The organism is Planifilum fulgidum, assembly GCF_900113175.1.
Taxonomy (GTDB): Bacteria; Bacillota; Bacilli; order Thermoactinomycetales; family DSM-44946; genus Planifilum; species Planifilum fulgidum.
Genome location: NZ_FOOK01000001.1, coordinates 1 through 21,576 on the forward strand (window position 1 = coordinate 1; position 21,576 = coordinate 21,576).

Below are 21,576 nucleotides of genomic sequence, written 5' to 3' on the forward strand. Positions count from 1 at the left end.
GCTTCAACTGAAATTAAACAAGCTGACGCCTGTAGAATACAGGCGTCAGCACGCCGCATAAGCCGGGTGTTTTTACGTGTCTACATTTTTGGGGCTTGACCATCGAGGCGGGGGTGGTTTTTTGTCCGGAACACCTGGCGAAAATGCGGGTTCACATCCCTGTAATAAAAAAGTAATGTTTACAAAAAGAGCATTGCGGTTATAGGAATAATGGATCTACCCCCATACCTTGTCAAACACCGCTTTCCTTGATTCCCCTTGCCCAATCAGCGGGAAAGGGGAATCAGGACAAACATTGTTATGTAAAATTCCACGTGTATATTTTTAAATTTAAAAATATGGGGCAAGGAGGCGATTGGGCGCGTCCGAGAAGAGAAGTCTTGCAGCATTCCAACCGGCGGAAACGTCCGAGGTCGAAAACTGCGGGGAAAAGGGGTTTAACCATGAACGAAATGGAATGCGAACAACAGGAACCATTCAACGGGACGGAGGCTTCCGCTTCCCTCCCGGGACAAAAAACTTATCAAACGCTTCAAAAAGGGAGGAATGCCTATGAAAATCGCGATCCGCCGTCAATTGATGAGTCTTCAGGGATCCAATTGCATCCGCATGGGAAATTATCTGGTGCAACGAGTGGGCTCTTCCCTCAATTACCGGGTGATGAACGCGCGCGGAGAACTGATCAGCATTTTCCCCATCAATGATGCCGTGCGCCTTCTGGAAAGCCAAGGGCTTCAGCAGGAACCCGTCGAACCGCAGATACCCGCTTGAAGAAAACAACGGGGGTAGTTCCAGCGTCCCGCTTTTGCCAAGTTCCCACCACTTCCTTCCGCCATCGATCCCTTCCATGTGCGGGATTTCACGATTCCGCCGGCAAGCGGCCCTTTGCCTCCTTGTCCCGGTAAAGCAAAAATTGCCCGTACAAATCCTTCGCGGCCGCGACAAGGGCCTGTTTCGCCTTCCCGTGATACGCTTCCCGGATCGCCTCCAGGACCGGTTCGATGCCGTCCAACAAACTGTATCCCTTCAAGAGTTCCCCGATAAACGCTTGGGCGTGATCGGTCGCCAGCGTGCAGGATGCCTGGACAATCACCCCGTATTTCCGGTCGATTTCCGCCGTGATCGTCAAGGTTTCAAACACGCTCTTCGCGGCCATCCCCTGGGGAAGTTTGGCGTGTCCCGCCAGCATGATCGTCTTGGCCATCCGGCTCCCTCCTTACGGTCTTATCCACAAACTGCGGCACTTCCCTGTCTCCACCTTTCGATAAGCGCGGGTTCCGTCCCTTTGTGAGAAAATGGGAAACGCGAAAGCCCGCCTCAAAGGGCGGGCGAGGAAAGGAAAGTCCCCTTCTCATTCCTCAAAGGGCCACTTGGGCAGATTCTTGCGGAGCGGTTTGTCCTTCCGGTACCCCAGCGCATACTCCCCTTGCATGATCTGGTGGATCTCGCGGGTTCCCTCGTAGATGACGGGGGCTTTGGCATTGCGGAGGTAGCGCTCCACGGGAAATTCGTGGGAATAGCCGTTGGCCCCGTGAATCTGGACGGCGTCGACGGCGGCCTGAAAGGCGACGTCACAGGCAAACCACTTGGCCAGCGAGACTTCCCGCGTGTTGCGCATCCCCCGGTTTTTCATCCAGCCGACCCGGTAGACCAGCAGCCGGGCCGCCTCATACCCCGCCACCATCTTGGCGATCATCTGCTGCACCAGCTGGTGCCGTCCGATCGGCTTGCCGAAGGTTTCCCGCTCCTTCGCATATTTGACGCTGGCCTCGATGCAGGCCTGGGTCAGCCCCACGGCGCCTGCGGCCACGGTGAACCGGCCGTTGTCCAGGGCCGACATGGCGATCTTGAAGCCTTCCCCCTCTTCGCCCAGCCGGTTTTCCGCGGGAACCCGCACATCTTCCAGGATCACTTCCCCCGTGTTGCCCGCGCGGATCCCCAGCTTGTCCTTGAAACCGCGGGTCGTCACGCCGGGAAAGGTCCGCTCCACAATGAAGCAGGTGATGCCGCGGTGTCCCTTGTCCGGGTCCGTCTTGGCGAAAATCAGGAAATGGTCCGCCACGTCGCAGAGGGAAATCCAGGTTTTGCTGCCGTTTAGGATGTAATGGTCCCCGTCCCGAACGGCCCGGGTCTGGATCGCCGCCACATCGGAGCCGGCGTTGGGTTCGGTCAGCCCGAAGGCCCCGATCTTCTCCCCTTTGGCCTGTGGAATCAGATATTTCTCCTTCTGGAACTCATCTCCCCACTGGAGCAACGTGAGGCTGTTCAACCCGGTGTGAACGGACACGGCGGTGCGGAAGGCGGTGTCTCCCCGCTCCAGTTCTTCGCAGACGATGGCCAGGGTGTTGTAATCCATCCCCTGTCCGCCGTACTTTTCCGGGATGCAGACGCCCATCAACCCCAGGTCGGCCAGTTTTTTCAGCAGGCTGGTCTCAAAATGCTGCTTGGCGTCCCACTCCTGAATGTAGGGCATAATCTCCTTGTCGACAAACTTGCGCACCATCTTCTTGACCGCCAGTTGCTCTTCGGAATAGGAAAAATCAAACATCGGCCGCTCCTCCCCTTCCAAAAGCGTTCTCGTATTTTCTCAGGATCAAATCACGCGCTTACGCCTCAGCTTCTCGATTTCCTCCTCGGAATACCCCAACTCCCGCAATATCTCCCGGGTGTGCTCCCCGACCAGGGGAGGATGCCGGCGATAGGTGACCGGCGTGCGGGACAGCTTGATGGGGCTGCCCACCAACCGCACCTTCTCCGCGAAGGGATGGGGCATTTCCACCACCATCTCCCGCGCCCGCACCTGGGGATGATCGAAAACCTGATCGATGCGCTGGATGGGCGCACAGGGAATGCCCGCCTCCTGCAGCCGCTCGATCCACTCCCGAGCGGGACGCCTTTCAAACACCCGCTGCAACGCCTCCGTCAGCTCCTCCCGGTGGCTGAGCCGATTCGGATTGGTGGCAAAGCGCTCGTCCTTCGCCAGCTCCGGCCTCCCCAGCACTTCCGCCAGTTTGGCGAACTGCCGGTCGTTGCCGACGGCGATCACCATCTCCTGATCGGCGGCGCGGAAGGACTGGTAAGGCACGATGTTGGGGTGGGCGTTTCCGAGCCGTTTCGCCACCTTTCCCCCCACCAGATAGTTGCTGGCCACGTTCACCAGGGAAGCCACGCAGACATCGAGCAGGGCGGTATCCACGATCTGTCCCTCTCCGGACCGCTTGCGCTCGTGGAGGGCGGCAAGGATCCCGAGGGCGGCGTACAATCCGGCCAGCACGTCGACGATGGCCACCCCCACCTTCATCGGACCGCTCTCCTCGCTTCCGGTGATGCTCATCAGGCCGCCCAGAGCCTGAATGATAAAGTCGTAACCGGGCAAGGAGGAAAGGGGGCCCGTCTGGCCGAAACCGGTGATTTCCGCCACCACCAGGCGGGGATTGATCTTTCTGAGCCGTTCGGGAGCCAAGCCCATTCGGGCCAGCGTCCCCACCTTGAAATTTTCCACCAGCACGTCGGCTTCCCGGATGAGCCGGAGAAAGATCCGCTTTCCTTCCTCCTTCTTCAGATCGAGGGTGATCCCCCTCTTGTTTCGGTTGGTGCACAGGTAATAGGCGCTTTCCCCGGCGGCGTAGGGGGGACCCCATCCCCGGGTGTCGTCGCTTCCCCCCGGCGCTTCCACCTTGATGACTTCGGCGCCCAAATCGCCCAGGATCATCGTGCAAAAAGGGCCTGCCAGCACCCGGGAGACATCGACCACCCGGATTCCCTCCAGCGGTCCCCTTCCTTCGGACATCCCTTCTCCCCCCTTCGAAAAAAATAGCCGGGCAGGGCGAAGATCGGCGGTCCGGAAACCCTTCGAGGGCTTCTCCTCCCCGCGAGTCTTCGCCTTCCCGGCTCTCACCTGCGGCTCCTTCACCGGCCGGGTGAATGGACGCAGGTTGGATCGTCGCTTGATTCCGTCGATTTTAATTTATTTGAAGAAAGCGGTTTTGTCAACTCGATGGCCAGGCTGCCCGTTCCGACGATCGGAAATGAGCACTTCGGTAAAAACGTCCGGAGCAATCCTCGCTTTCCCTTTCATCGCCACATAATATGTGATTCCTGACACGAAAAGGGATTGTACGGCGGGAAGACCAAAGGGCCAAACATATTGGGTGAGATAACCGACAAGCACACCGGCCACGAGCGCGATCGTCGCCATCCAGTTCCATCCTTCGTGGTCCATCCACCGCTGTTTGCGGATGAAGTAGAAGTCCACCATCATCACACCGGCAATGGCCGGATAAATCAAGGCGGTCATGTAAAGAAAATCCGTAAAGTAATCCAATATCCCGGCCAATGCAAGGGCGATGGCCAAAAGCGTGCCAATGAAGGTAAGTGTCGCGCGTCCCTTTCCCGAATTGACATTCAGCATGTTCGCCAACGCCAGACCCATACTGTAATTATTGACCAATTGACTGGTCCACGTGGCGAACCACAAAATGGCGAATCCCCAGAAAGGAAACCCGAGATTTTCCATGACCTTCACGATGTCCGCTTCGCCAACGCCCACCGCCATGACGGCCCCCACAAAAAACAGTGGAAATCCGACGGCAACAATTCCCATAGGGATCAGCACATTGTCCTTCACTCTCGGCCTTGCGTAGCGGGTGTAATCGGAGGCGATCACCCACTGGGAAACGTTGACACCGATGACCAAACTGACAGCGGCAAGAAAAGACATGGATGGTGTCGGGGACCAATGAATCAACGTCTTCAATCCCGTATTTTTTAGCGCCAGTGCGATTCCCGCTCCAACCAGAAGAAGACCGGCAGGGACCGCGAGATAATCAGTCCACTTCATCGAGTTATAACCAATGATGGAAGGTAGCGCGAAAATCAATCCCGCAATCACGGTGACGACCGCCCAGGGCAACCATTGTTGTTCATAATCGATACCGAGCATCACCGATATCGCATTACCGGCAACGGCGGTTTGCAGAGCCCACCATCCCATGGAAACAAAAAATATGGTTAAACCGACGACAAATCTCGCCTGATAGGCCCCAAAACTGGTCCGCGCGATTACAGAAGAAGATCTTCCCGTCTTCGCCCCAATATAACCCTGAAGAGCGTTCCCCACCCATTGGAAAAAGAACAGCGCGATCAAAAGAACCAGAACGATTTCAGACAAGCCGAAACTTCCCGCCAACGTAGCTCCCACCATGAGCACCGGAATGGTAAACTCCAGCCCGCCAAAAATCATGGCAGGGGCCAGCCAATGCTGTCTTTCAGTGGACGGAATGGAGGATAAAGCTTTATCCTGATCGAGGGACGAATGGCTCCTTTGGCGATTCATGGCCCGCACCCCCCATTTTTGAATATTCTTAAATATATTGGAACACAGCTGAAGGAGGAAAGCTCCTTCAGCCAATGCATGCGCTTTTTTTATGCCTTTTCTCTCTGTTTTGTCCGCTGCTTCCGTTCCGGAGTGAAATCCACGATTTCGAAGGTTTCCGGATTGACAACAACCCCGAAAATCTCCTTTGCCTGTTCCAGGCTGATATAGCCGTTCTTCACGTCAAAGGCGACCTTTTCCGGAGCACGGTCCAAGGGATTTCCGTAACCGCCCCCCGTTGCGGTGATCAATTTCACGACATCGCCCGTGTTCAGGGGATAACGGGCATACTTGCCGAACGGCCCGTCCACTTCACCGTTCGCTTTGATGATGTAAAATTCGTTCGCGGAGCCGTCTCTGCCGCCGTTGACCCCCCACGGCACGAATTTGTGTCGGCCGAACGTCGCCGTGACGAACTGGTTGTCCGTCAGCGCCCGGTACGAACGGATAACACCGGATCCTCCGATATACTCTCCCGCACCGGCACCATCGCACCGAAGGCTGTACTCATCAACCATCACTCCGTAACGGGTTTCCGCGATTTCCACCGGCACGTTGTACGTCTCCCCGTCACCGATGCAAAACTGTCCCCGCATGCCGTCTTGTCCCTTACCGGCTCCCCAACCGCCAACGGACGGTTCCACGATGAGAAACGGCTCGTTTCGATCCGGATGAGTACCGGAAAGCGTCACCGCACACACGGAAAGCAGGTGACCGGCGGTGAGGCGCTCGGGCAACACAGGGGCCAAGGCTTTCCAGATCATATCCGCTCCATAATACATGCTTTCCCAATAGATAGACACAGGCGCTGGGCGTTCGGCGGAAAAAATCGATCGCGGATCGGTAATGACCTCCAAGGGGCGAAAAACCCCGTCGTTGATGTCTTGCGATGGATTGGTAATGGCGAGAAAGATGGTACGAACCGCCGACACCAGGCCGGTATAGGAACAGTTGATCGGCCCGGCCACTTGAGGATGGCTTCCGCGGAAATCACAGATGAATTTGTCATCGGTGATCGTCACTTTCACTTTTACTTTAAAGGGGCCGTTCCCCATCCCGTCATCGTCGATATAATCTTCCGCTTCGAAAGTCCCCTTCGGCAATTTCTTCAATTCCTGACGGGTCAATTTTTCTCCGTGATCGAGCAAGTACTCGATGGAAGCCAACACCGTATCCTTTCCGTATTTGTCGCACAGCTCTCGAAAACGGCGCTCGCCCGTGCGGAGGGCGGCGACTTGCGCCCACATGTCGCCAAGAGAAAGATCGGGAAAACGAACGTTCGCTTTGATCACTTCGACCAGCGCTTCGTTCAACCTTCCTTCGTCAAACAATTTCACACAGGGAAACTGCAGCCCTTCTTGGAAAATCTCCGTTGCATCGTTTGTGAAAGAACCGGGATCTTTCCCTCCGACTTCCGTCCAGTGCGCCTTGTTGGCGGAAAAAGCAACCAATTCTCCATCGTAGAAAATCGGCATCACCAGCCCCACATCGGACAGGTGAGAACCTCCCCCACCATACGGATCGTTGATGATAATAATGTCTCCCGGCCGCAGGTTTTCCGGGCCGAACTTCTTCAACGTTTCCTTTACCATGAAACTTAACATCCCTATAAACCCTGTCACGCCGTTTCCCTGCGTAAGCAGCTGACCTTTGTTGTCGGTGAGACCACTGGCATAATCAAGCACTTCGTAAATAATCGGGCTCATCGACGTGCGCGCCAAGGCGTAAAACATTTCCTCGCCGATGGCGATCAGCGAGTCCTTCACAATTTCCCGCGTAAACGGATCCACCTGGGCAGTCGTTTTCCGCATGTCACTTCACCCCCGTTTCGATGATCAGATTACCGTAATCGTCGACGATGACTGCTTGTCCGGGATAAACCACTGTGGAAGCCGCCTTTTCCTCAACAATGGCCGGCCCGCTCAAATGCATCCCGGGTGACAGGCGCTCCCGGAGGTAAACGCTGGTCTGAACCCATCCTTCTTCCTCGTAAAAGACCGGACGGACCTCTTTGATCGCCTCTTCTTCGGACACATCGCCAGCGGGCATTTTTTGGATCTTCGGTTTCGTGACCGAACCGAAAGCCGTCAAGTGCATGTTGACGATTTCCACGGGTGTCGACTCCAATTTGAAGGTGTAATGCTGTTCATGAAGTTGATGGAACCGCTGAATCACCTCGCGGATCGTCCGCTCCGTCCAGGATTCGCCCGGCACCGGCACTTTCACCGTATGCTCCTGCCCCACATAGCGCATATCCGCCCAACGGGAAAACATCACGCGTTCCTTGGGAAATCCTTCTTCGCGATACTGCTGAACGGCGGTCTCCTCCATTTGGGCCCATAGCCGGTTCAACGTTCGCACATCCGCTTCGTCCAGACGCTGAATCCGTGTTTCGATGTAATCGTGCCGCAAATCGGTCATCAGCATCCCCCAGGCGGAGAAAACCGGTGCCGCTACCGGAACGATCACTTTTTTCACACCGAGTTCCCGGGCCAAGGCAGGAGCGTGCATGGACCCTCCACCGCCAAAAGCGACAAGTGTGAAATCGCGCGGGTCATGGCCTTTACGTACGGAAATCAAGCGCAACGCGTTCAACATGTTCGCATTGGCGATGCGGATAATGCCGAGCGACGCTTCTTCCACCGACAAACCGAAGTGCTTGGCCACTTTTTCTTCCATCACTTTTTTCACATGTTCCAAATCGACCGGATAGTCAAAGTTTTCCGGGGCAAGTCGTCCCGTGATCAGATTGGCGTCCGTCGTCGTCGGCTCGGTTCCCCCCTGTCCGTACGCCACCGGGCCGGGAACAGCCCCCGCCGACTGGGGACCCACTTTGAGGGAACCGGCGTCATCGATCCAAGCGATCGAACCGCCTCCGTTGCCGATCTCGACGATATCCACCACCGGAATTTTTAAGGGATAACCCGCGCTCTTCTCGGACTTCTCGATGTAATAGTCCGTGCTCACCTTGACTTCCCCTTTTTCAATCAAGGAACATTTCGCGGTCGTACCGCCGATGTCAAAGGCGATAATATTTTTCTCTCCCAGCATTTCTCCCAGTACGGCAGCTCCGTACACGCCCGCGACCGGCCCGGATTCCACCATATGGATCGGAGTCTCTTTCGCACTGTCAAACGTCGTCGTTCCGCCGTTTGACTGCATGATATAGTTGCGGCTTTTCGCCCCGTGCCGCTTAAGCTTGTCTTGCAAGCGATCGATGTAAGAAGCGGCAATCGGCTTGACGTAGGAATTTAACACGGCTGTGTTTGTCCGTTCGTACTCCCTCCATTCCTTCGTCACCTCGTGGGAAGCGGTGACTGCCACTTCCGGCCACATCTCTTTGATCCATTTCGCCGCCTTTTGTTCGTGCACGGGATTCTTGTAGGCATGCAGGAATGAAACGGCGATGGCTTGGACTCCTTCTTTTTTGAAGTGATCCACCGCTTTCTCGACGTCGCCCCGTTTGATCTCTGTAAGGACTTCCCCTTTGTAATTGAGCCGCTCTTCCACTTCCAAGCGAAGGAAACGCGGAACAAACGGTTCCGGCTTTTTGTAGCGGATGTTGAACAAATCCGGACGGTTTCCGCGCGCGATTTCCAACACGTCGCGAAATCCTTTGGTTGTAATGAGTCCGGTTTTCACTCCTTTGCGCTCGGTCAATGCGTTAATGATGACGGTGGTGCCGTGGATGAAGGTATCGATGGCATGGGGATCGATGCCGGTCTTTTCAATCACATCCATGACACCCTTTTCGAAGTTGGGCGGAGTTGTATGGCTCTTTGCCATGCCGATTTTCCCTTCATCATCCACATAGACCAGGTCGGTAAAGGTTCCGCCGATATCCGTTGCAACGCGCATGGTGTTACCTCCCTTTCAAAAACTCAATTAAAAATCACTGGCGTGAGCACACAAAGAATGGTGGCGGGTTCATCCAGCGGGTTTTCCCAATAATGGGAGAGTTGGGACGGGAAATGAATGGCATCCCCTTCGCGCAGGTGATAAACCTCCTGAGCAACGTAAATGCGCACCGCCCCTTTCAGCACATAGTAAAACTCCTCGCCCGGATGGTGGAACTTCGCGGTTTGTTTGTGCTTCGGAGGCAGGATCACTTTCATCGGTTCCAGAGTTCTTCCGGAAAACTGTCCAGCCAAACGGGTATAAACCGACTCGGATCCTTCGAGTCGGAAAGGTTGTTGTTCCTCCTTTCGCACCGCATATTGCTCATTTTCCGGAGTCTCAAAAAAATAGGTCATCTTCACTCCGAGGGCGTCTGCAATTTTTTTCAACGATGTAATTGCGAGCGACGAAGCCCCCCTTTCCACTTGCGACAAAAAACTGACAGACAGGTCGGTTTTTTCACTGAGCTCCTTCAGTGTTAGCCCTTTTTGTATACGAAGTCCCCTGATTTTTTTGGAAATATCATCCATACTATCTCTTCCTTTGTTTGGAACGGTTACAGTATTACTTTATTTTGTTTCATAATATCAAAACAGATTCTTGGCTGTAAATAGTTTTTTTTGCGAATACTTAACCAGGAAATTAAAAACAAACAATACATTGTTTATCTTTGATGTAAAATCATCTCACCCCTTAAGGGCGCGCATAAATCCTTTCCGCGCAAACCATAGTAACGGTGGACCCATCAATCTCATCCGAAGGAGGTATTCTGCGTGCATCAAGTGATCTCCCGAATCGAATCGGAACTGGACCAGATACGATCCATGTGTATGCAGTTGGAACAGGCGGAGCGTTCCAATCAGCAATCGGCCCAGCAGTTGCAATCATCCGTGATGGATCCCCATGTTCGGGCCCAGCTCCAAAACATGGCGCAGAAAGAAGCTTTTAATGCCCAAAAACTGCAGCAAATCTCCCAGATCGCTTCCCAGGCGCGGCAGGAAGTCGGCCAGCTGAGGCAGCAGGCCCATTCCGTCCATCCGTCCGCATTTCAGCCGCAGCCCGCCGCGCAAACCGGCTTCCAGGCCCAAGCTCCCCAGCCGGTTACCGCCCAGTACCAGCAACCGGCCGGATTTCAGCAGCCCTCCCGGCAACAATCTTCCAGCACCCAGCAGTGGGTGCAGCGCCACCTCCAGCCCGGCTTGTCTCCCAATCAAGCGCTGAGCATCCTGCAACAGGGAGTGCCGAAACAGGGGACCCCGTCCGTGCAAACGGCTCCTTCCGCGCAGATGGTCCAGACCCAACCCGCCCAACAATTCGGAAGCCAATCCCGCAGCATGAACCCTTATTACCAGCACTGAACAAAAAACGGGACCCCATCCGGGTCCCGAGGAAGTCGACAAAGCGGAAGGGAGCGATTTTTGCCAAGCGACCCCTGCCGCGAGGCGCAAAATCGCTCCCCTCTCCCAAAACAAAAGCCTCAGGACCCGATCTCGGGTCCCTTTTTTTAAAGCTTTTCCCTTATGCATTCAGATACTGCTCCAGCACCTGTTCGATGCGGCGCAGCACCTTTTCCCTGCCCAACAGGGAAAGGGTTTGGTTCAGGTCCGGGCCGTGGGTCTGTCCCGTGACGGCCGCGCGAATCGGCATGAACAGCTGCTTCCCCTTATATCCCGTTTCCTTTTGGATCCCCTTCAGCGCCTTCTTGATGCCTGCCGGCTGAAATTCCGCATCCTCCATCTCGGCCACCTTCGCCCGAAAGGCGGGAAGCACGACGGGGACGGAGGGCTGGTTCAGCACTTCGATGGCCTCCTCATCGTGGCGGACGTCATCCCGGAAGAACAGCTCCGCCAACCGGGGCAGCTCCTTGAGATGGGAAAGGGACGGCTGATAGAGGGCCACCAGTTGTTTCGCCCATTCGCGGTCCAGGCGCTCGATCCCGTAGTGTTCCTGCAAATAGGGGAGAGCCATGTCGGTCAGGGTGTCGATATCCAGCTTCTTGATGTATTCCCCGTTCATCCATTTCAGCTTTTCGGGATCGAAAATCGCTCCCGCCTTGCTCACCCGATCGAAGGAGAAGAGGCGGATCAGCTCATCCATGGAGAAGATCTCCTGTTCGGCGTATTCCCCCGGCGGCGACCATCCCAGAAGGGCCAGGTAATTGTTGAGGGCCTCGGGCAGGTACCCCGATTCGCGGTACTGCTCGATGAACTGCATGACGGTCTCGTCCCGCTTGGACAGCTTCTTCCCGCTTTCGTTCAAAATCAGGGGCAGATGGCCGAACTCCGGCGGATCCCAGCCAAAGGCCTCGTAAAGCAGCAGTTGGGCGGGCGTGTTGGACAGATGCTCCTCCCCGCGGATGACGTGGGTGATTTTCATCAGGGCGTCGTCGATGGTGACGGCCAAGTTGTACAAGGGCACCCCGTTGGATTTGACGATGACGAAATCGCCCATGTCTTTGGTGTGGAAGCGGACTTCGCCCCGGATCAAATCCCGGAAGACGATTTCCCGGTTCTCCGGAACCCGGAAACGGATGGTTCGGGGGCGCCCCTCCCGTTCATACCGGTTTCGGGTTTCCTCGTCCAGATGGGCGCATTTGCCCGAATAACGATAAACCTTGCCCCGGGCGTTCGCCTCCTGCCGTTCCCTGTCCAGTTCTTCCTTGGTGCAGTAGCAGTAATAGGCCTTGCCTTCTTCCAACAGACGCTCGATGTACCGCCGGTAAATATCCAGCCGCTCCATGCAGGTGTAGGGACCGTACTCTCCCCCGATGTCCGGCCCCTCATCCCATTTCAGCCCCAGCCACTTGAACCCGTCGATGAATCCTTCCACCGCATCGGCCCGGTTGCGGCTGGTGTCGGTATCCTCGATCCGGAGAATGTACTTTCCGCCGTGCTTCCGGGCAAACAGAAAATTGAACAGCGCCGTCCTCGCGCTTCCGATATGTAGATGCCCCGTCGGGCTGGGGGCAAACCGCACCCTCACCGTCATCTGCCACACCTCTTTTCCGTAAAAAGTGCTGCATCCCGGCGCCTGCGCAGGCCCATCCGCGCCTGCAAAGGCCGGGGTGTGCCGCAAATTCCCGCCCGGGCGGCACACCCCCGACCTTTTCGTCTCCCTTCCGCCATTCCCCGGAAAGCCCGAAAATGCCGGGCACCGCCTCCGCGCCTTTCACGGACGTCTTCAGTATATCCGGCAAAGCGTTACCTTTCAAGGGTCGAAGGAAAAGCCCCCCTTCCGGCAGCGCCCATGCCCGGAAACGGCCCCTTAATCCACGGAGATCTGATCCGCAAACTTTTCCAGGGTTTTTTCTCCGATTCCGGGAACCTCGAGCAGGTCGCGGACGTCTTTGAAGGGGCCGTGCTCTTCCCGGTGGCGGAGGATCGCCTCGGCCTTGGCGGGGCCGATCCCGTCGAGTGTCTCCAGTTCAGCGGCAGAGGCGGTGTTGATGTTGATTTTCCCCGAACCGGCTCCCACCGGTCCGCTTCCCGCCGTGCCGGCTTCAAAGAATGCCGGCATCTTTTCCCCGCGGCGCGGGATATAGACCACCATCCCGTCGGCGAGGGGTTGGGCGAGATTGACCCGGTCCAAATCCGCCTTTTTCCCCGCACCGCCCGCCTCGGCCAAAGCATCCCGAACCCGGGAGCCGGCGGGAAGCTGGTACACGCCCGGGCGTTCCACCGCCCCCTTCACATCGACGACCACATCCTCCCTCTCCTTTTCCGCGGGGGCTTCGGCGGGACGTGCCGTCCGCTCCGGAGCATAGGCCGGAAGCGGCACCTGCTCCGGTTCATCCCCGCCCCACCAATCCGCCGCAACGACGCCCGCCAGGGCGACGGCCAACAGGATGGACAACACGGCCAGCTTTTTCTCCCGGGGCGTCCAAAGGTCATCCATCTGATCCCCCTCCCGAGCTCCATGCGGCATCATCGCCCCGCGGAAGACGGACGCCCGCCCCGCTCCCCACCCCGCCCTCCCGGAAGCTCCCGCTTCATAACCCCTCCGCCGGCCGCGTACCTTTATAAAAAGCCGGGTCCGGTCCGGCTCCCGCCACGAAAGGGGGAAGGGCGATGAACAAACTGGTCGGTTTTATCGGGACGGGAAGCATGGGGCAAACCCTGGTGGAAGCGCTGATACGTTCCAAAGCGCTTCGGCCGTCTCAGATTCTGCTCAGCAACCGGACTCGGAGCAAGGCGGAGTCGCTGGCCGAGTCCCATCCCGGAATCCGCATCGCCGAAAACAATGCCGAGCTCGTCCGGAAAGCGGATTGGGTGTTCCTGTGCGTCAAGCCCCGCGATTATCGGGATGTGCTGGATGAGATCGGCGGAAGGGCCGGAAAAGAACAGATGATCATTTCGATTACCAGTCCGGTGATGATCCGCGATCTGGAAGCGGCCCTGCCCTCCAAAATCGCCAAGATCATTCCGAGCATCACCCACGCGGTGCTGGACGGAACTTGCCTTTTCATCCCCGGCAGCCGGCTGACCCTTCGGGATCGGGAGGAATTGCTCAATCTCCTTTCGGCGATCGGAACGCCCTTGGAAATCGACGAACGCCACTGCCGCGTGGCCTCGGATCTGGCCAGCTGCGGTCCGGCATTTTTGGCCCGCTTTCTGGAGCAGCTCGCCCGCGCCGCGGGCGAAGTGACCGGCCTTCCCCGGGATACGGCCCTTTTGCTGATCATCCGGATGGCCCTGGGAACCGCCCGGATGCTGACCGAAGGGGGATTTACCCTGGAAAGCCTGCAGGAGCGGGTGGCCGTTCCCGGCGGCATCACCCGGAAAGGACTCGATCTGCTGGAGCGGGAACTGGATCCGGTGTTGATCCGCTTGTTCCGCCTCACCCACGCCAAATTTGTCGAGGACGTCGAAAAGGTGCGACAATCCCTGCAGGGCGCGGGAAGCAAGGGGTGACCAGGCGATCCGCTTCCACGGAACGCATGTTCAGTATACCGCAAATCCCCTTTTATTTCCAGAAAGCCGGTCAACCATCAAAACCCGGTGGATCTCCCGCGCGAAACAGCCGGTCCGTCCCCTTCAACCCGTCGACGGTGGCGATTCCGGCCCCGAACATGGCGATTTTGCACTCCAACTCGATCCGCTTCATCTCCCGGGCGATTTCCTCCGGATCGCAGGTGGCCGCGGCGGGCAACAGAGATCGCCCGAAACCGGCCAAATCGGCGCCGAGGGCGATCGATTTCGCCGCGTCGACCCCGGTTTTGAGCCCGCCGCTGGCAATCACGCATCCCTCCGGCACATGACGGCGCACATCCCGGACGCAATCCGCGGTGGAAAGGCCCCAATCGGCGAAGGCCTCCGCCACCGCCGCCAGCAGTGGATCCTTCGCGCGGTATTTCTCCACCTGAATCCAGGAGGTGCCGCCGGCGCCGGCCACATCCACAAACTGCACCCCGGCATCAAACAGCTGCCGGGCCAGCCGCCCGTGAATGCCGAATCCCACCTCTTTCACGCCGACGGGCACCTCCAGCGCCCGGCACACCTCTTCGATCTTCCGGAGCAGATTTCCGAATCGGGTGTTTCCCTCGGGCTGAAACACCTCCTGCATGGCGTTCAGATGGAGGACCAGCCCGTCGGCCTCCGTCAATTCGACGGCCCTCCGGCACTGCTCGGCCCCGTATCCGTAATTGAGCTGGACCGCCCCCAGATTGGCCAGCAGGGGAATGTCCGGGGCGACGGGGCGGACCCGGAAGGTGGCCGCCGTTTCCGGGTGTTCGATCGCCACCCGGACGGACCCGAGGCCCATCGCCCACCCCCGCTCCTGGGCGGCCTCCGCCAGGGCGGCGTTGATCCGCCCCGCCTGTTCCGTCCCCCCGGTCATGGAACTGATGAGAAAAGGCGCCTTCAGGGGCCGGCCCAAAAAGGAGGCGGAAAGGGAAACCTCGGAAAAGTCGATTTCCGGCAACGCCTCGTGCCGGAAACGATACCGCTCCATGCCGGTGGTGATTCCCCGGCCGGTCACCTCCCGGGTCAGCGCGATGTGAATGTGGTCCGCTTTTCGCTTGGGAATCCGCCTCTCTTCCTTCATCCCTCAATGTCCTTTCCCGTGATCAGGGCCACCTCTTCCTCCGTCAGCTCCCGGTACTCTCCCGGCTCCAGGGACGGATCGAGCCGAAGGGGGCCCATGGCGATGCGTTTCAGGTAAACCACCCGTTTGCCCACCGCTTCAAACATCCGCTTCACCTGGTGATATTTTCCCTCGTAGACGGTCACTTCCGTCTCGGACTCCGGACCGGACGAGCGGATGGCAAGTTCCGCCGGCATCGCCTGATAGCCGTCATCCAGGACGACGCCCCGCCGGAAGGCCTCCACATCCGCTTCGGTCACTTTTCCCCGGACGAGGGCCACATACCGCTTGGGCACCCGCTTCTTGGGAGAAAGCAGGTTGTGGGCGGTCTTTCCGTCATTGGTGAGCAGGAGCAACCCTTCGGCGTCCTTGTCCAGCCTTCCCACCGGAAAAGGCTCAAACAGGGCGTGTTCCGGCTCCAGGAGCTGAACCACGGTCTCCGAGATCCGGTCCGCCGTGGCGGAAACCACTCCGGCGGGCTTGTTCATCATCAGGTAGATAAATTCCCGGTATTGGATGTGCAGGCCGTCCACTTCGACGCGGTCCTTCTCCGGGTGCACGTGCATCCCCGGGTTTTCGGCCACTTCGCCGTTGATGGTCACTCGCCCCTCTTTGACCAGTTTCCGGATCTCCTTCCGCGTCCCGACACCCATCCTTCCGAGCAATTTGTCGAGACGCAGCCGCTTTTCCGCCATCCTCTCGCCTCCGTGTCTCGTTCAATCCGCACAAATTTTATCCTATCACAACCTGGCTCCGACGCAAAAATTTGGGCGGCCCCAAATCCGGCGCCCCTTCCCCCCGCATCCGCGAAGGTCTCGCCGGAAAACCGCCTCCGGACCCACTTAAAGGGATCCGGACGGAGCGTTTTCCGCCTCGGCCCCGGCGACGGGCGCCCTGCGCCCGGACATCGCGGTCTGCACAAGTTAAGGGGACGGTTTTTCCGTCCCCTTTCGGCCGCCTCAATTGGCGACGATGTTGACCAGCTTTTTGGGAACCACGATCACCTTTCGCACCGTTTTGCCGGACAGGAGGCTTTTGATGCGTTCCTGGCTGAGCGCCAGCTGTTCCACCGTTTCCCGGTCCGCCTCGGCGGGCACGACCAGTCGGTCCCGTACCCTGCCGTTGATCTGAACGGCCATCTCCACCTCTTCCTCCACCAGCATCGCCGGATCGTAGGAGGGCCAGGACTGCTCGTGAACGCTGGATGCGTGCCCCATGGCGTGCCACAATTCCTCCGCCAGATGGGGCGCGAAGGGGGCCAGCAGGATCACGCCCGTCTCCAGGGCATCGGCCAGGGTTCCCCGATCGGCGTCCTTCGGATATTCGCCGATCGCGTTGAACAGCTCCATGATCGCGCTGATCGCCGTGTTGAAATGGTATCGCTCCCCGACATCCTCCGTCACCTTTTTGATGGTGCGGTGAACCCGGCGATGCAGATCCCGGGCGGGTCCCTTCTCGGGACGGGCTTCCGGCCGGTTCCGGAACAACTCCTCGTGGCGCATCACCGTCCGGAAGACCCGGCCCAGGAAGCGGTAGCACCCCTCGACTCCGGAATCGCTCCACTCCAGATCCCGCTCCGGCGGAGCGGCGAACAGGATAAACAGGCGGGCGGTGTCCGCTCCGTACCGCTCGATGATCTCCAAGGGGCTGACCGTGTTCCCCTTCGATTTGGACATCTTCGCGCCGTCCCTCAGCACCATGCCCTGGGTCAACAGGCTGGTGAAGGGCTCGTCGACATGCACCAGTCCCGCATCATACAGCACTTTGGTGAAGAAGCGGGAGTACAGAAGATGGAGCACGGCGTGCTCGATTCCCCCGATGTATTCGTCGACCGGCAGCCACTCCCGGATTCGTTCCGGATCGAAGGGAAGGCGGTCGTTCTTGGGATCGGCGTACCGGAAAAAGTACCAGGAGGAATCGATGAAGGTGTCCATTGTGTCCGTCTCCCGCCGCGCGGGGCCCCCGCAAGAGGGACAGGTGGTCCGGACGAAGGATTCCGAGGTGGTCAGCGGATTCCGTTTGCCGTCGAAGACCACGTCCTCCGGGAGCAGAACGGGCAATTCTTCCTTCGGCACCGGCACCGTGCCGCATTTGTCGCAGTAGACGATGGGAATGGGACAGCCCCAGTACCGCTGGCGGGAAATCAGCCAGTCGCGAAGCCGGTAGGTGACCGCCGGCCCTCCGAGTCCCTTTTCGGCCAAATGCTCGGAGATGGCCCGGATCGCCTCCCGGTTGTCCATGCCGTCGAAGGGACCGGAATCGACCAGCACGCCCTCCCCGGTATAGGCCTCGGCAAGGGGCTCTTCCAACTCCCCGTCCCGGGGGCGGATCACCCGGCGGATCGGCAGGCCGTATTTTTTGGCGAACTGAAAATCCCGTTCATCGTGGGCCGGCACGCCCATCACCGCACCCGTCCCGTAATCCATCAGCACGTAGTTGGCGATCCATACGGGCACTTCTTCGCCGGTCAGGGGGTGCCGCGCCACCGCTCCGGTGTCCATGCCCACCTTTTCCGCATCGGCCGCGGTCCGCTGGATTTCGCTCTCTTTCCGCATCCGCTCGATGAAAGCGCGAAGTTCCCCTTCCTTCTCCTTCCCGGCGATCAGGCGCTCCACCAGGGGATGCTCCGGCGCCAACACCAGGTACGTCACTCCGTACAGGGTGTCGGGACGGGTGGTGAAAACGGTGACCGGCTCATCGCTCAGCTCCGGCAGGGTGAAGGTCACCTTCGCCCCTTCGCTGCGCCCGATCCAGTTGCGCTGCATCGTCTTCACCCGTTCGGGCCAGCGGGGAAGCCGGTCCAGCCCCTCCAGCAACCGGTCGGCGTAATCGGTGATCTTGAGGAACCATTGCTCCAGCTCCTTCTTGGTCACCTCCGCGTCGCACCGCCAGCACCTGCCGTTTTCCACCTGTTCGTTGGCCAGAACGGTCGCACAGTCGGGGCACCAGTTGACCGGCGCCTTCTTCCGGTAGGCCAAACCCCGCTCGTAGAAAAGGAGAAACAGCCACTGGGTGAACCGGTAGTAGTCGGGCAGGCAGGTGGCCACGTAGCGGTCCCAGTCGTAGGAAATCCCGAGCCGCTCCTGCTCTTCCCGGAACTTTTTCATGTTGCTGAGGGTCCAATCCCGGGGGTTTACCCCCCGCTTGATGGCCGCGTTCTCCGCCGGCAAGCCGAAGGCGTCCACGCCCATCGGGTGAAGCACCCGGTAGCCGTTCATCCGTTTGAACCGGGCGATCACATCCCCGATGGAATACACCCGCACGTGTCCCATGTGCATCCCTTCGCCCGACGGATAGGGAAACTGCTCCAACGTGTAAAACTTGGTCTTCCCGGCATCCGGATCGGTCCGGTGAACTCCCTTCTCCTCCCAAACCCGCTGCCATTTCGCTTCGATTTCCTTCGCTTGATACGCTCGCATGGGCGTCTCCTCCAACACCAGCAAAAATATTGAAACCTCCCGCCCCTGCTGAAAAAAAGCGCTAGGGACGAGAGGTTGATTCACTCCCGCGGTACCACCCTAGTTAGCACCCACCCGGCGGCAGGCGCTCCCTCATTCACATCCGATAACGGGGATGAGGCGCCGGAATGTACTCCCCTTTCCATTCCGGGGCGATGAGGCGAGTTCATTCGGCCCCTCTGATCGGCTCGCACCTTCCGCCGACTCTCTGCGCAGAGCGGACGAACTACTACTCCTCATCCTGGCCTGTCAAATTCTTGTCGAAGATTTGGATTTTATTATATGCCACGATTTCGCCCGTGTCAATGGGTTTCAGGGCGTCAGGGGCCCTGCAGTTCTCATCCTTTCCCGTTTCGGACCGCAAAATACCTGTCTACTGGACACGGACTTGCTGCGCATCGCCCCAAAGACGCTCCAAATCGTAGAAATCCCTCTCGTCCTTGTGGAAGACATGCACGACCACGTCACCGAGATCCAAAAGCACCCACCGCGCTTCCCGGAATCCCTCCACTCCTTTGATGGGAATTCCGGCCTCCTCCATCTTTTCCTTGATGCCCGTCGCGATCGCCTGCACCTGGGTGGCCGAATTGCCGTGACAGATGACGAAATAATCGGCGATCACCGACAACCCGCGAATATCCAGAATGGTGACGCGCTGGGCTTTTTTCTCTTCGGCGGCGTCGGCCGCCAGCCGGGCGATTTCCTCCAGGTTCAATGAGATTCCTCCTTTGGAAGGATTTGAGGGATTTTATCAAGCAAATCATTGCGGGTTAAAATCGTCAGCGGGTACACCTTCAGCCCCCGTTCCACCAGATAAAGGATGGTGTTGTCCAGGGCCTTCAAGACCGCGCGGTCCAGGTCCTCCCGGGCCAGTCGGCGAACCTCGTCCAAGCCGGGAAAGCTCCGGCCGGGTTCGATGTAATCGGCGAGAAAGACCACCTTTTCCAGCAGGGACATCCCCGGGCGCCCCGTGGTGTGGGAACGAATCGCGTTCAGCACCTCTTCGTCGTCGACTCCGAGTTCCTCCCGCACGGCCACCGCGCCAACGGGAGCGTGCCACAATTCCTTGTGGAACTGGAGCAGGTCCTGGGGCAGACGGTGGCGGAGAATCCACTCCCTCTGCTTTTCTTCCGGCCAATACTTGCAGTAATCGTGGAGAATGGCCGCGATCTCCGCCTTCTCCGGATCGGCGCCCGTCCTTTCGGCCAGCTCCACCGCCGTCTCCTTCACCCGCAGGGTGTGCTCCCAGCGGGAGGAAGGCATCTGACGCCTGGTCGCTTCCATTAGTTTCTCACGGCTCATTTTCATATAACCGATTCTCCTCGATATAGCGGCGGACCTTCTCGGGAACCAGATAGCGGATCGATTTCCCCGCCGCCGCCCGTCTCCGGATTTCAGTGGATGAAAGGTCCAGGGTGACGGCATCCTCGACCAGGGTCAACCGGCGGGCAATAAAGGGAGGAAGATCCCCGACGACCACCCCCGGCCGCAGATGGCCGATGACCTGGACAACATGCATGATTTCTTCTATTTTATACCACCGCGGCAGATCGTTCATCATGTCTGCGCCCACAATCAAAAAAAAGTGCGCTTGGGGATGGGCTTTCTTCAAGTCTCTCACCGTATCCACCGTGTAAGAGGGGCCGGGGCGGTCCAGCTCCACCCGGGAGAGGCGAAAACGGGGATGATCGGCGATGGCCAGCTCCACCATGCGCTCCCGGTGGTGGGGGGCGGAAACGGGAGCCGCCTTGTGGGGCGGCTCGGCGTTGGGAATGAACCACACCTCGTCCAGGTCCGCAGCCTCCCTCGCCTGTTCGGCAACCAGGAGATGGCCCATGTGAATCGGATCAAAGGTTCCGCCGAAGATGCCAATGCGCATGTCCATCCCTCTCTCCCCGCTTAACCGCCGCCTGCAGGCTCCATCGCCTCTTCCAGGGCCTTCCTCATCACGTCCACGGGCGCCGGTTTTCCCATCCACTTCTCAAAGGCCAGGGCCGCCTGGTGGAGCAGCATGCCGAGCCCGCCGTGAATTCTGGCGCCCCTCGCCTCCGCCTCCCTCAGAAGGAGGGTTTTCCGCGGACGATAAATCAGGTCGCTCACCGTCATCCGCTCGTGCAAAAGCGACGGGTCAATCGGAATCGCCTCCGTCTCCGGATACATGCCCACGGAGGTAGTCTGCACCAAAAGCGTCGTCTCCCCGATCACCCGCTCCACCTCCGACAGCGACACGGCCCGCGCATCCCCTTTCCGGAGGGAAGCCGCCAGGCGCTCCGCCTTCTCCCGCGTCCGGTTGGCGATGGTGATCGACTTCACCCCGGCCCCCGCCAGCGCGTGGGCCACCGCCCGCGCCGCACCGCCCGCGCCGAGGATCAGCACCTTTTGTTCCACGAGATCCAGTCCCGTCTCGTCGACGAGGGATCGAAGATATCCCTCGCCGTCCGTGTTGTAACCGACCAGCCGCCCCTCCCGCGCCACGACGGTGTTGACGGCGCCGATTTCCCTCGCGGTCTCCTCCACTTCATCCAGATGTTCGAGGACGGCCACCTTGTGGGGGATGGTCACGTTCCACCCCCGGAATCCCAGGGCCCGCATTCCCCGAACGGCCGTCCCCAGTTCCGCGGGCGAAACATCAAAGGCCAAATAGACGAAGGGAAGGCCTAAGGCGCGAAACGCCCGGTTCATCATCTCCGGCGACTTGGAATGGCCCACCGGATGGCCGATCAGCCCCACCACTCCGGTTCCGGCATCCATCCTCATCCCCCCGAC

General features: G+C 58.8%; 19 protein-coding genes and 1 other annotated feature. Of the genes, 3 read left to right on the forward strand and 16 right to left on the reverse strand.

The window, feature by feature from the left end:
* Positions 1-552: 552 nt before the first annotated feature.
* Complete coding sequence (locus BM063_RS00005; protein ID WP_092035279.1) at positions 553-771, forward strand: hypothetical protein; 219 nt, start codon at positions 553-555, stop codon at positions 769-771.
* Positions 772-859: 88 nt separating this feature from the next.
* Here the strand turns inward: BM063_RS00005 and BM063_RS00010 are convergent, their stop codons facing one another.
* The 7 genes from BM063_RS00010 to BM063_RS00040 form a co-directional block, all read right to left on the reverse strand.
* On the reverse strand, positions 860-1,204 hold the full coding sequence (locus BM063_RS00010) for a DUF3870 domain-containing protein (protein ID WP_092035280.1): 345 nt from the start codon (positions 1,202-1,204) through the stop codon (positions 860-862).
* 147 nt (positions 1,205-1,351) lie between these two features.
* Positions 1,352-2,548: an acyl-CoA dehydrogenase family protein gene (locus BM063_RS00015; protein ID WP_092035281.1), complete on the reverse strand. Its 1,197-nt coding sequence runs from the start codon at positions 2,546-2,548 to the stop codon at positions 1,352-1,354.
* Positions 2,549-2,593: 45 nt separating this feature from the next.
* Complete coding sequence (locus BM063_RS00020) at positions 2,594-3,790, reverse strand: CaiB/BaiF CoA transferase family protein (protein ID WP_092035436.1); 1,197 nt, start codon at positions 3,788-3,790, stop codon at positions 2,594-2,596.
* A 177-nt stretch (positions 3,791-3,967) separates the two neighbouring features.
* Positions 3,968-5,335 carry a purine-cytosine permease family protein gene (locus BM063_RS00025; protein ID WP_092035437.1) on the reverse strand — a complete coding sequence of 456 codons (1,368 nt, stop codon included), beginning with the start codon at positions 5,333-5,335 and terminating at the stop codon, positions 3,968-3,970.
* A gap of 89 nt (positions 5,336-5,424) precedes the next feature.
* On the reverse strand, positions 5,425-7,185 hold the full coding sequence (locus tag BM063_RS00030; protein WP_092035282.1) for a hydantoinase B/oxoprolinase family protein: 1,761 nt from the start codon (positions 7,183-7,185) through the stop codon (positions 5,425-5,427).
* Between the two features lies 1 nt (position 7,186).
* Positions 7,187-9,232: a hydantoinase/oxoprolinase family protein gene (locus BM063_RS00035; protein ID WP_092035283.1), complete on the reverse strand. Its 2,046-nt coding sequence runs from the start codon at positions 9,230-9,232 to the stop codon at positions 7,187-7,189.
* A gap of 23 nt (positions 9,233-9,255) precedes the next feature.
* Positions 9,256-9,801, reverse strand: a complete 546-nt coding sequence (locus BM063_RS00040) for a helix-turn-helix domain-containing protein (protein WP_092035284.1) — start codon at positions 9,799-9,801, stop codon at positions 9,256-9,258.
* Positions 9,802-10,044: 243 nt separating this feature from the next.
* On the opposite strand from BM063_RS00040, the gene BM063_RS00045 reads away from it, so the two are divergent.
* Complete coding sequence (locus tag BM063_RS00045; protein WP_092035285.1) at positions 10,045-10,629, forward strand: hypothetical protein; 585 nt, start codon at positions 10,045-10,047, stop codon at positions 10,627-10,629.
* Positions 10,630-10,789: 160 nt separating this feature from the next.
* On the opposite strand, the gene gltX is transcribed toward BM063_RS00045, so the two are convergent.
* Both gltX and BM063_RS00055 read right to left on the reverse strand, forming a co-directional pair.
* The gene (gltX, locus tag BM063_RS00050; RefSeq protein WP_092035286.1) at positions 10,790-12,259 is read right to left on the reverse strand and encodes a glutamate--tRNA ligase; all 1,470 of its coding nucleotides are present in this window, start codon (positions 12,257-12,259) and stop codon (positions 10,790-10,792) included.
* A 276-nt stretch (positions 12,260-12,535) separates the two neighbouring features.
* Positions 12,536-13,165 carry a helix-hairpin-helix domain-containing protein gene (locus BM063_RS00055; protein WP_177198891.1) on the reverse strand — a complete coding sequence of 210 codons (630 nt, stop codon included), beginning with the start codon at positions 13,163-13,165 and terminating at the stop codon, positions 12,536-12,538.
* 173 nt (positions 13,166-13,338) lie between these two features.
* On the opposite strand from BM063_RS00055, the gene comER reads away from it, so the two are divergent.
* Entirely contained in the window at positions 13,339-14,181 is an 843-nt protein-coding gene (comER, locus tag BM063_RS00060) for a late competence protein ComER (RefSeq protein ID WP_092035288.1), read from the forward strand.
* 70 nt (positions 14,182-14,251) lie between these two features.
* Here the strand turns inward: comER and fni are convergent, their stop codons facing one another.
* The 7 genes from fni to BM063_RS00095 all read right to left on the reverse strand — a co-directional run bounded on the left by fni (position 14,252) and on the right by BM063_RS00095 (position 21,567).
* Positions 14,252-15,313 carry a type 2 isopentenyl-diphosphate Delta-isomerase gene (gene fni / locus BM063_RS00065; protein ID WP_092035289.1) on the reverse strand — a complete coding sequence of 354 codons (1,062 nt, stop codon included), beginning with the start codon at positions 15,311-15,313 and terminating at the stop codon, positions 14,252-14,254.
* Positions 15,310-16,047 carry a pseudouridine synthase gene (locus tag BM063_RS00070; protein ID WP_092035290.1) on the reverse strand — a complete coding sequence of 246 codons (738 nt, stop codon included), beginning with the start codon at positions 16,045-16,047 and terminating at the stop codon, positions 15,310-15,312. Before BM063_RS00070 ends, fni begins: the two co-directional genes overlap by 4 nt.
* Positions 16,048-16,311: 264 nt before the next feature.
* A complete protein-coding gene (gene leuS / locus BM063_RS00075) occupies positions 16,312-18,771 on the reverse strand; it encodes a leucine--tRNA ligase (protein WP_092035438.1) in 2,460 nt (819 codons plus the stop codon).
* 60 nt (positions 18,772-18,831) lie between these two features.
* Positions 18,832-19,062: a binding site (T-box leader), on the reverse strand.
* A 121-nt stretch (positions 19,063-19,183) separates the two neighbouring features.
* Positions 19,184-19,531 carry a ribosome silencing factor gene (gene rsfS, locus BM063_RS00080; RefSeq protein ID WP_218154391.1) on the reverse strand — a complete coding sequence of 116 codons (348 nt, stop codon included), beginning with the start codon at positions 19,529-19,531 and terminating at the stop codon, positions 19,184-19,186.
* A complete protein-coding gene (gene yqeK, locus BM063_RS00085) occupies positions 19,522-20,112 on the reverse strand; it encodes a bis(5'-nucleosyl)-tetraphosphatase (symmetrical) YqeK (protein ID WP_092035439.1) in 591 nt (196 codons plus the stop codon). Before yqeK ends, rsfS begins: the two co-directional genes overlap by 10 nt.
* Complete coding sequence (nadD, locus tag BM063_RS00090) at positions 20,102-20,695, reverse strand: nicotinate-nucleotide adenylyltransferase (RefSeq protein ID WP_342713715.1); 594 nt, start codon at positions 20,693-20,695, stop codon at positions 20,102-20,104. The genes yqeK and nadD overlap by 11 nt, the downstream gene beginning before the upstream one ends.
* Before the next feature lie 14 nt (positions 20,696-20,709).
* On the reverse strand, positions 20,710-21,567 hold the full coding sequence (locus BM063_RS00095; RefSeq protein WP_092035293.1) for a shikimate dehydrogenase: 858 nt from the start codon (positions 21,565-21,567) through the stop codon (positions 20,710-20,712).
* Positions 21,568-21,576 lie beyond the last annotated feature (9 nt).

Coding starts and splice junctions, on each gene's coding strand:
- BM063_RS00005 (WP_092035279.1), top strand. CDS start 553: ATGAAAATCGCGATCCGCCGTCAATTGATGAGTCTTCAGGGATCCAAT.
- BM063_RS00010 (WP_092035280.1), bottom strand. CDS start 1,204: ATGGCCAAGACGATCATGCTGGCGGGACACGCCAAACTTCCCCAGGGG.
- BM063_RS00015 (WP_092035281.1), bottom strand. CDS start 2,548: ATGTTTGATTTTTCCTATTCCGAAGAGCAACTGGCGGTCAAGAAGATG.
- BM063_RS00020 (WP_092035436.1), bottom strand. CDS start 3,790: ATGTCCGAAGGAAGGGGACCGCTGGAGGGAATCCGGGTGGTCGATGTC.
- BM063_RS00025 (WP_092035437.1), bottom strand. CDS start 5,335: ATGAATCGCCAAAGGAGCCATTCGTCCCTCGATCAGGATAAAGCTTTA.
- BM063_RS00030 (WP_092035282.1), bottom strand. CDS start 7,185: ATGCGGAAAACGACTGCCCAGGTGGATCCGTTTACGCGGGAAATTGTG.
- BM063_RS00035 (WP_092035283.1), bottom strand. CDS start 9,232: ATGCGCGTTGCAACGGATATCGGCGGAACCTTTACCGACCTGGTCTAT.
- BM063_RS00040 (WP_092035284.1), bottom strand. CDS start 9,801: ATGGATGATATTTCCAAAAAAATCAGGGGACTTCGTATACAAAAAGGG.
- gltX (WP_092035286.1), bottom strand. CDS start 12,259: ATGACGGTGAGGGTGCGGTTTGCCCCCAGCCCGACGGGGCATCTACAT.
- BM063_RS00055 (WP_177198891.1), bottom strand. CDS start 13,165: ATGGATGACCTTTGGACGCCCCGGGAGAAAAAGCTGGCCGTGTTGTCC.
- comER (WP_092035288.1), top strand. CDS start 13,339: ATGAACAAACTGGTCGGTTTTATCGGGACGGGAAGCATGGGGCAAACC.
- fni (WP_092035289.1), bottom strand. CDS start 15,313: ATGAAGGAAGAGAGGCGGATTCCCAAGCGAAAAGCGGACCACATTCAC.
- BM063_RS00070 (WP_092035290.1), bottom strand. CDS start 16,047: ATGGCGGAAAAGCGGCTGCGTCTCGACAAATTGCTCGGAAGGATGGGT.
- leuS (WP_092035438.1), bottom strand. CDS start 18,771: ATGCGAGCGTATCAAGCGAAGGAAATCGAAGCGAAATGGCAGCGGGTT.
- yqeK (WP_092035439.1), bottom strand. CDS start 20,112: ATGAGCCGTGAGAAACTAATGGAAGCGACCAGGCGTCAGATGCCTTCC.
- nadD (WP_342713715.1), bottom strand. CDS start 20,695: ATGGACATGCGCATTGGCATCTTCGGCGGAACCTTTGATCCGATTCAC.
- BM063_RS00095 (WP_092035293.1), bottom strand. CDS start 21,567: ATGAGGATGGATGCCGGAACCGGAGTGGTGGGGCTGATCGGCCATCCG.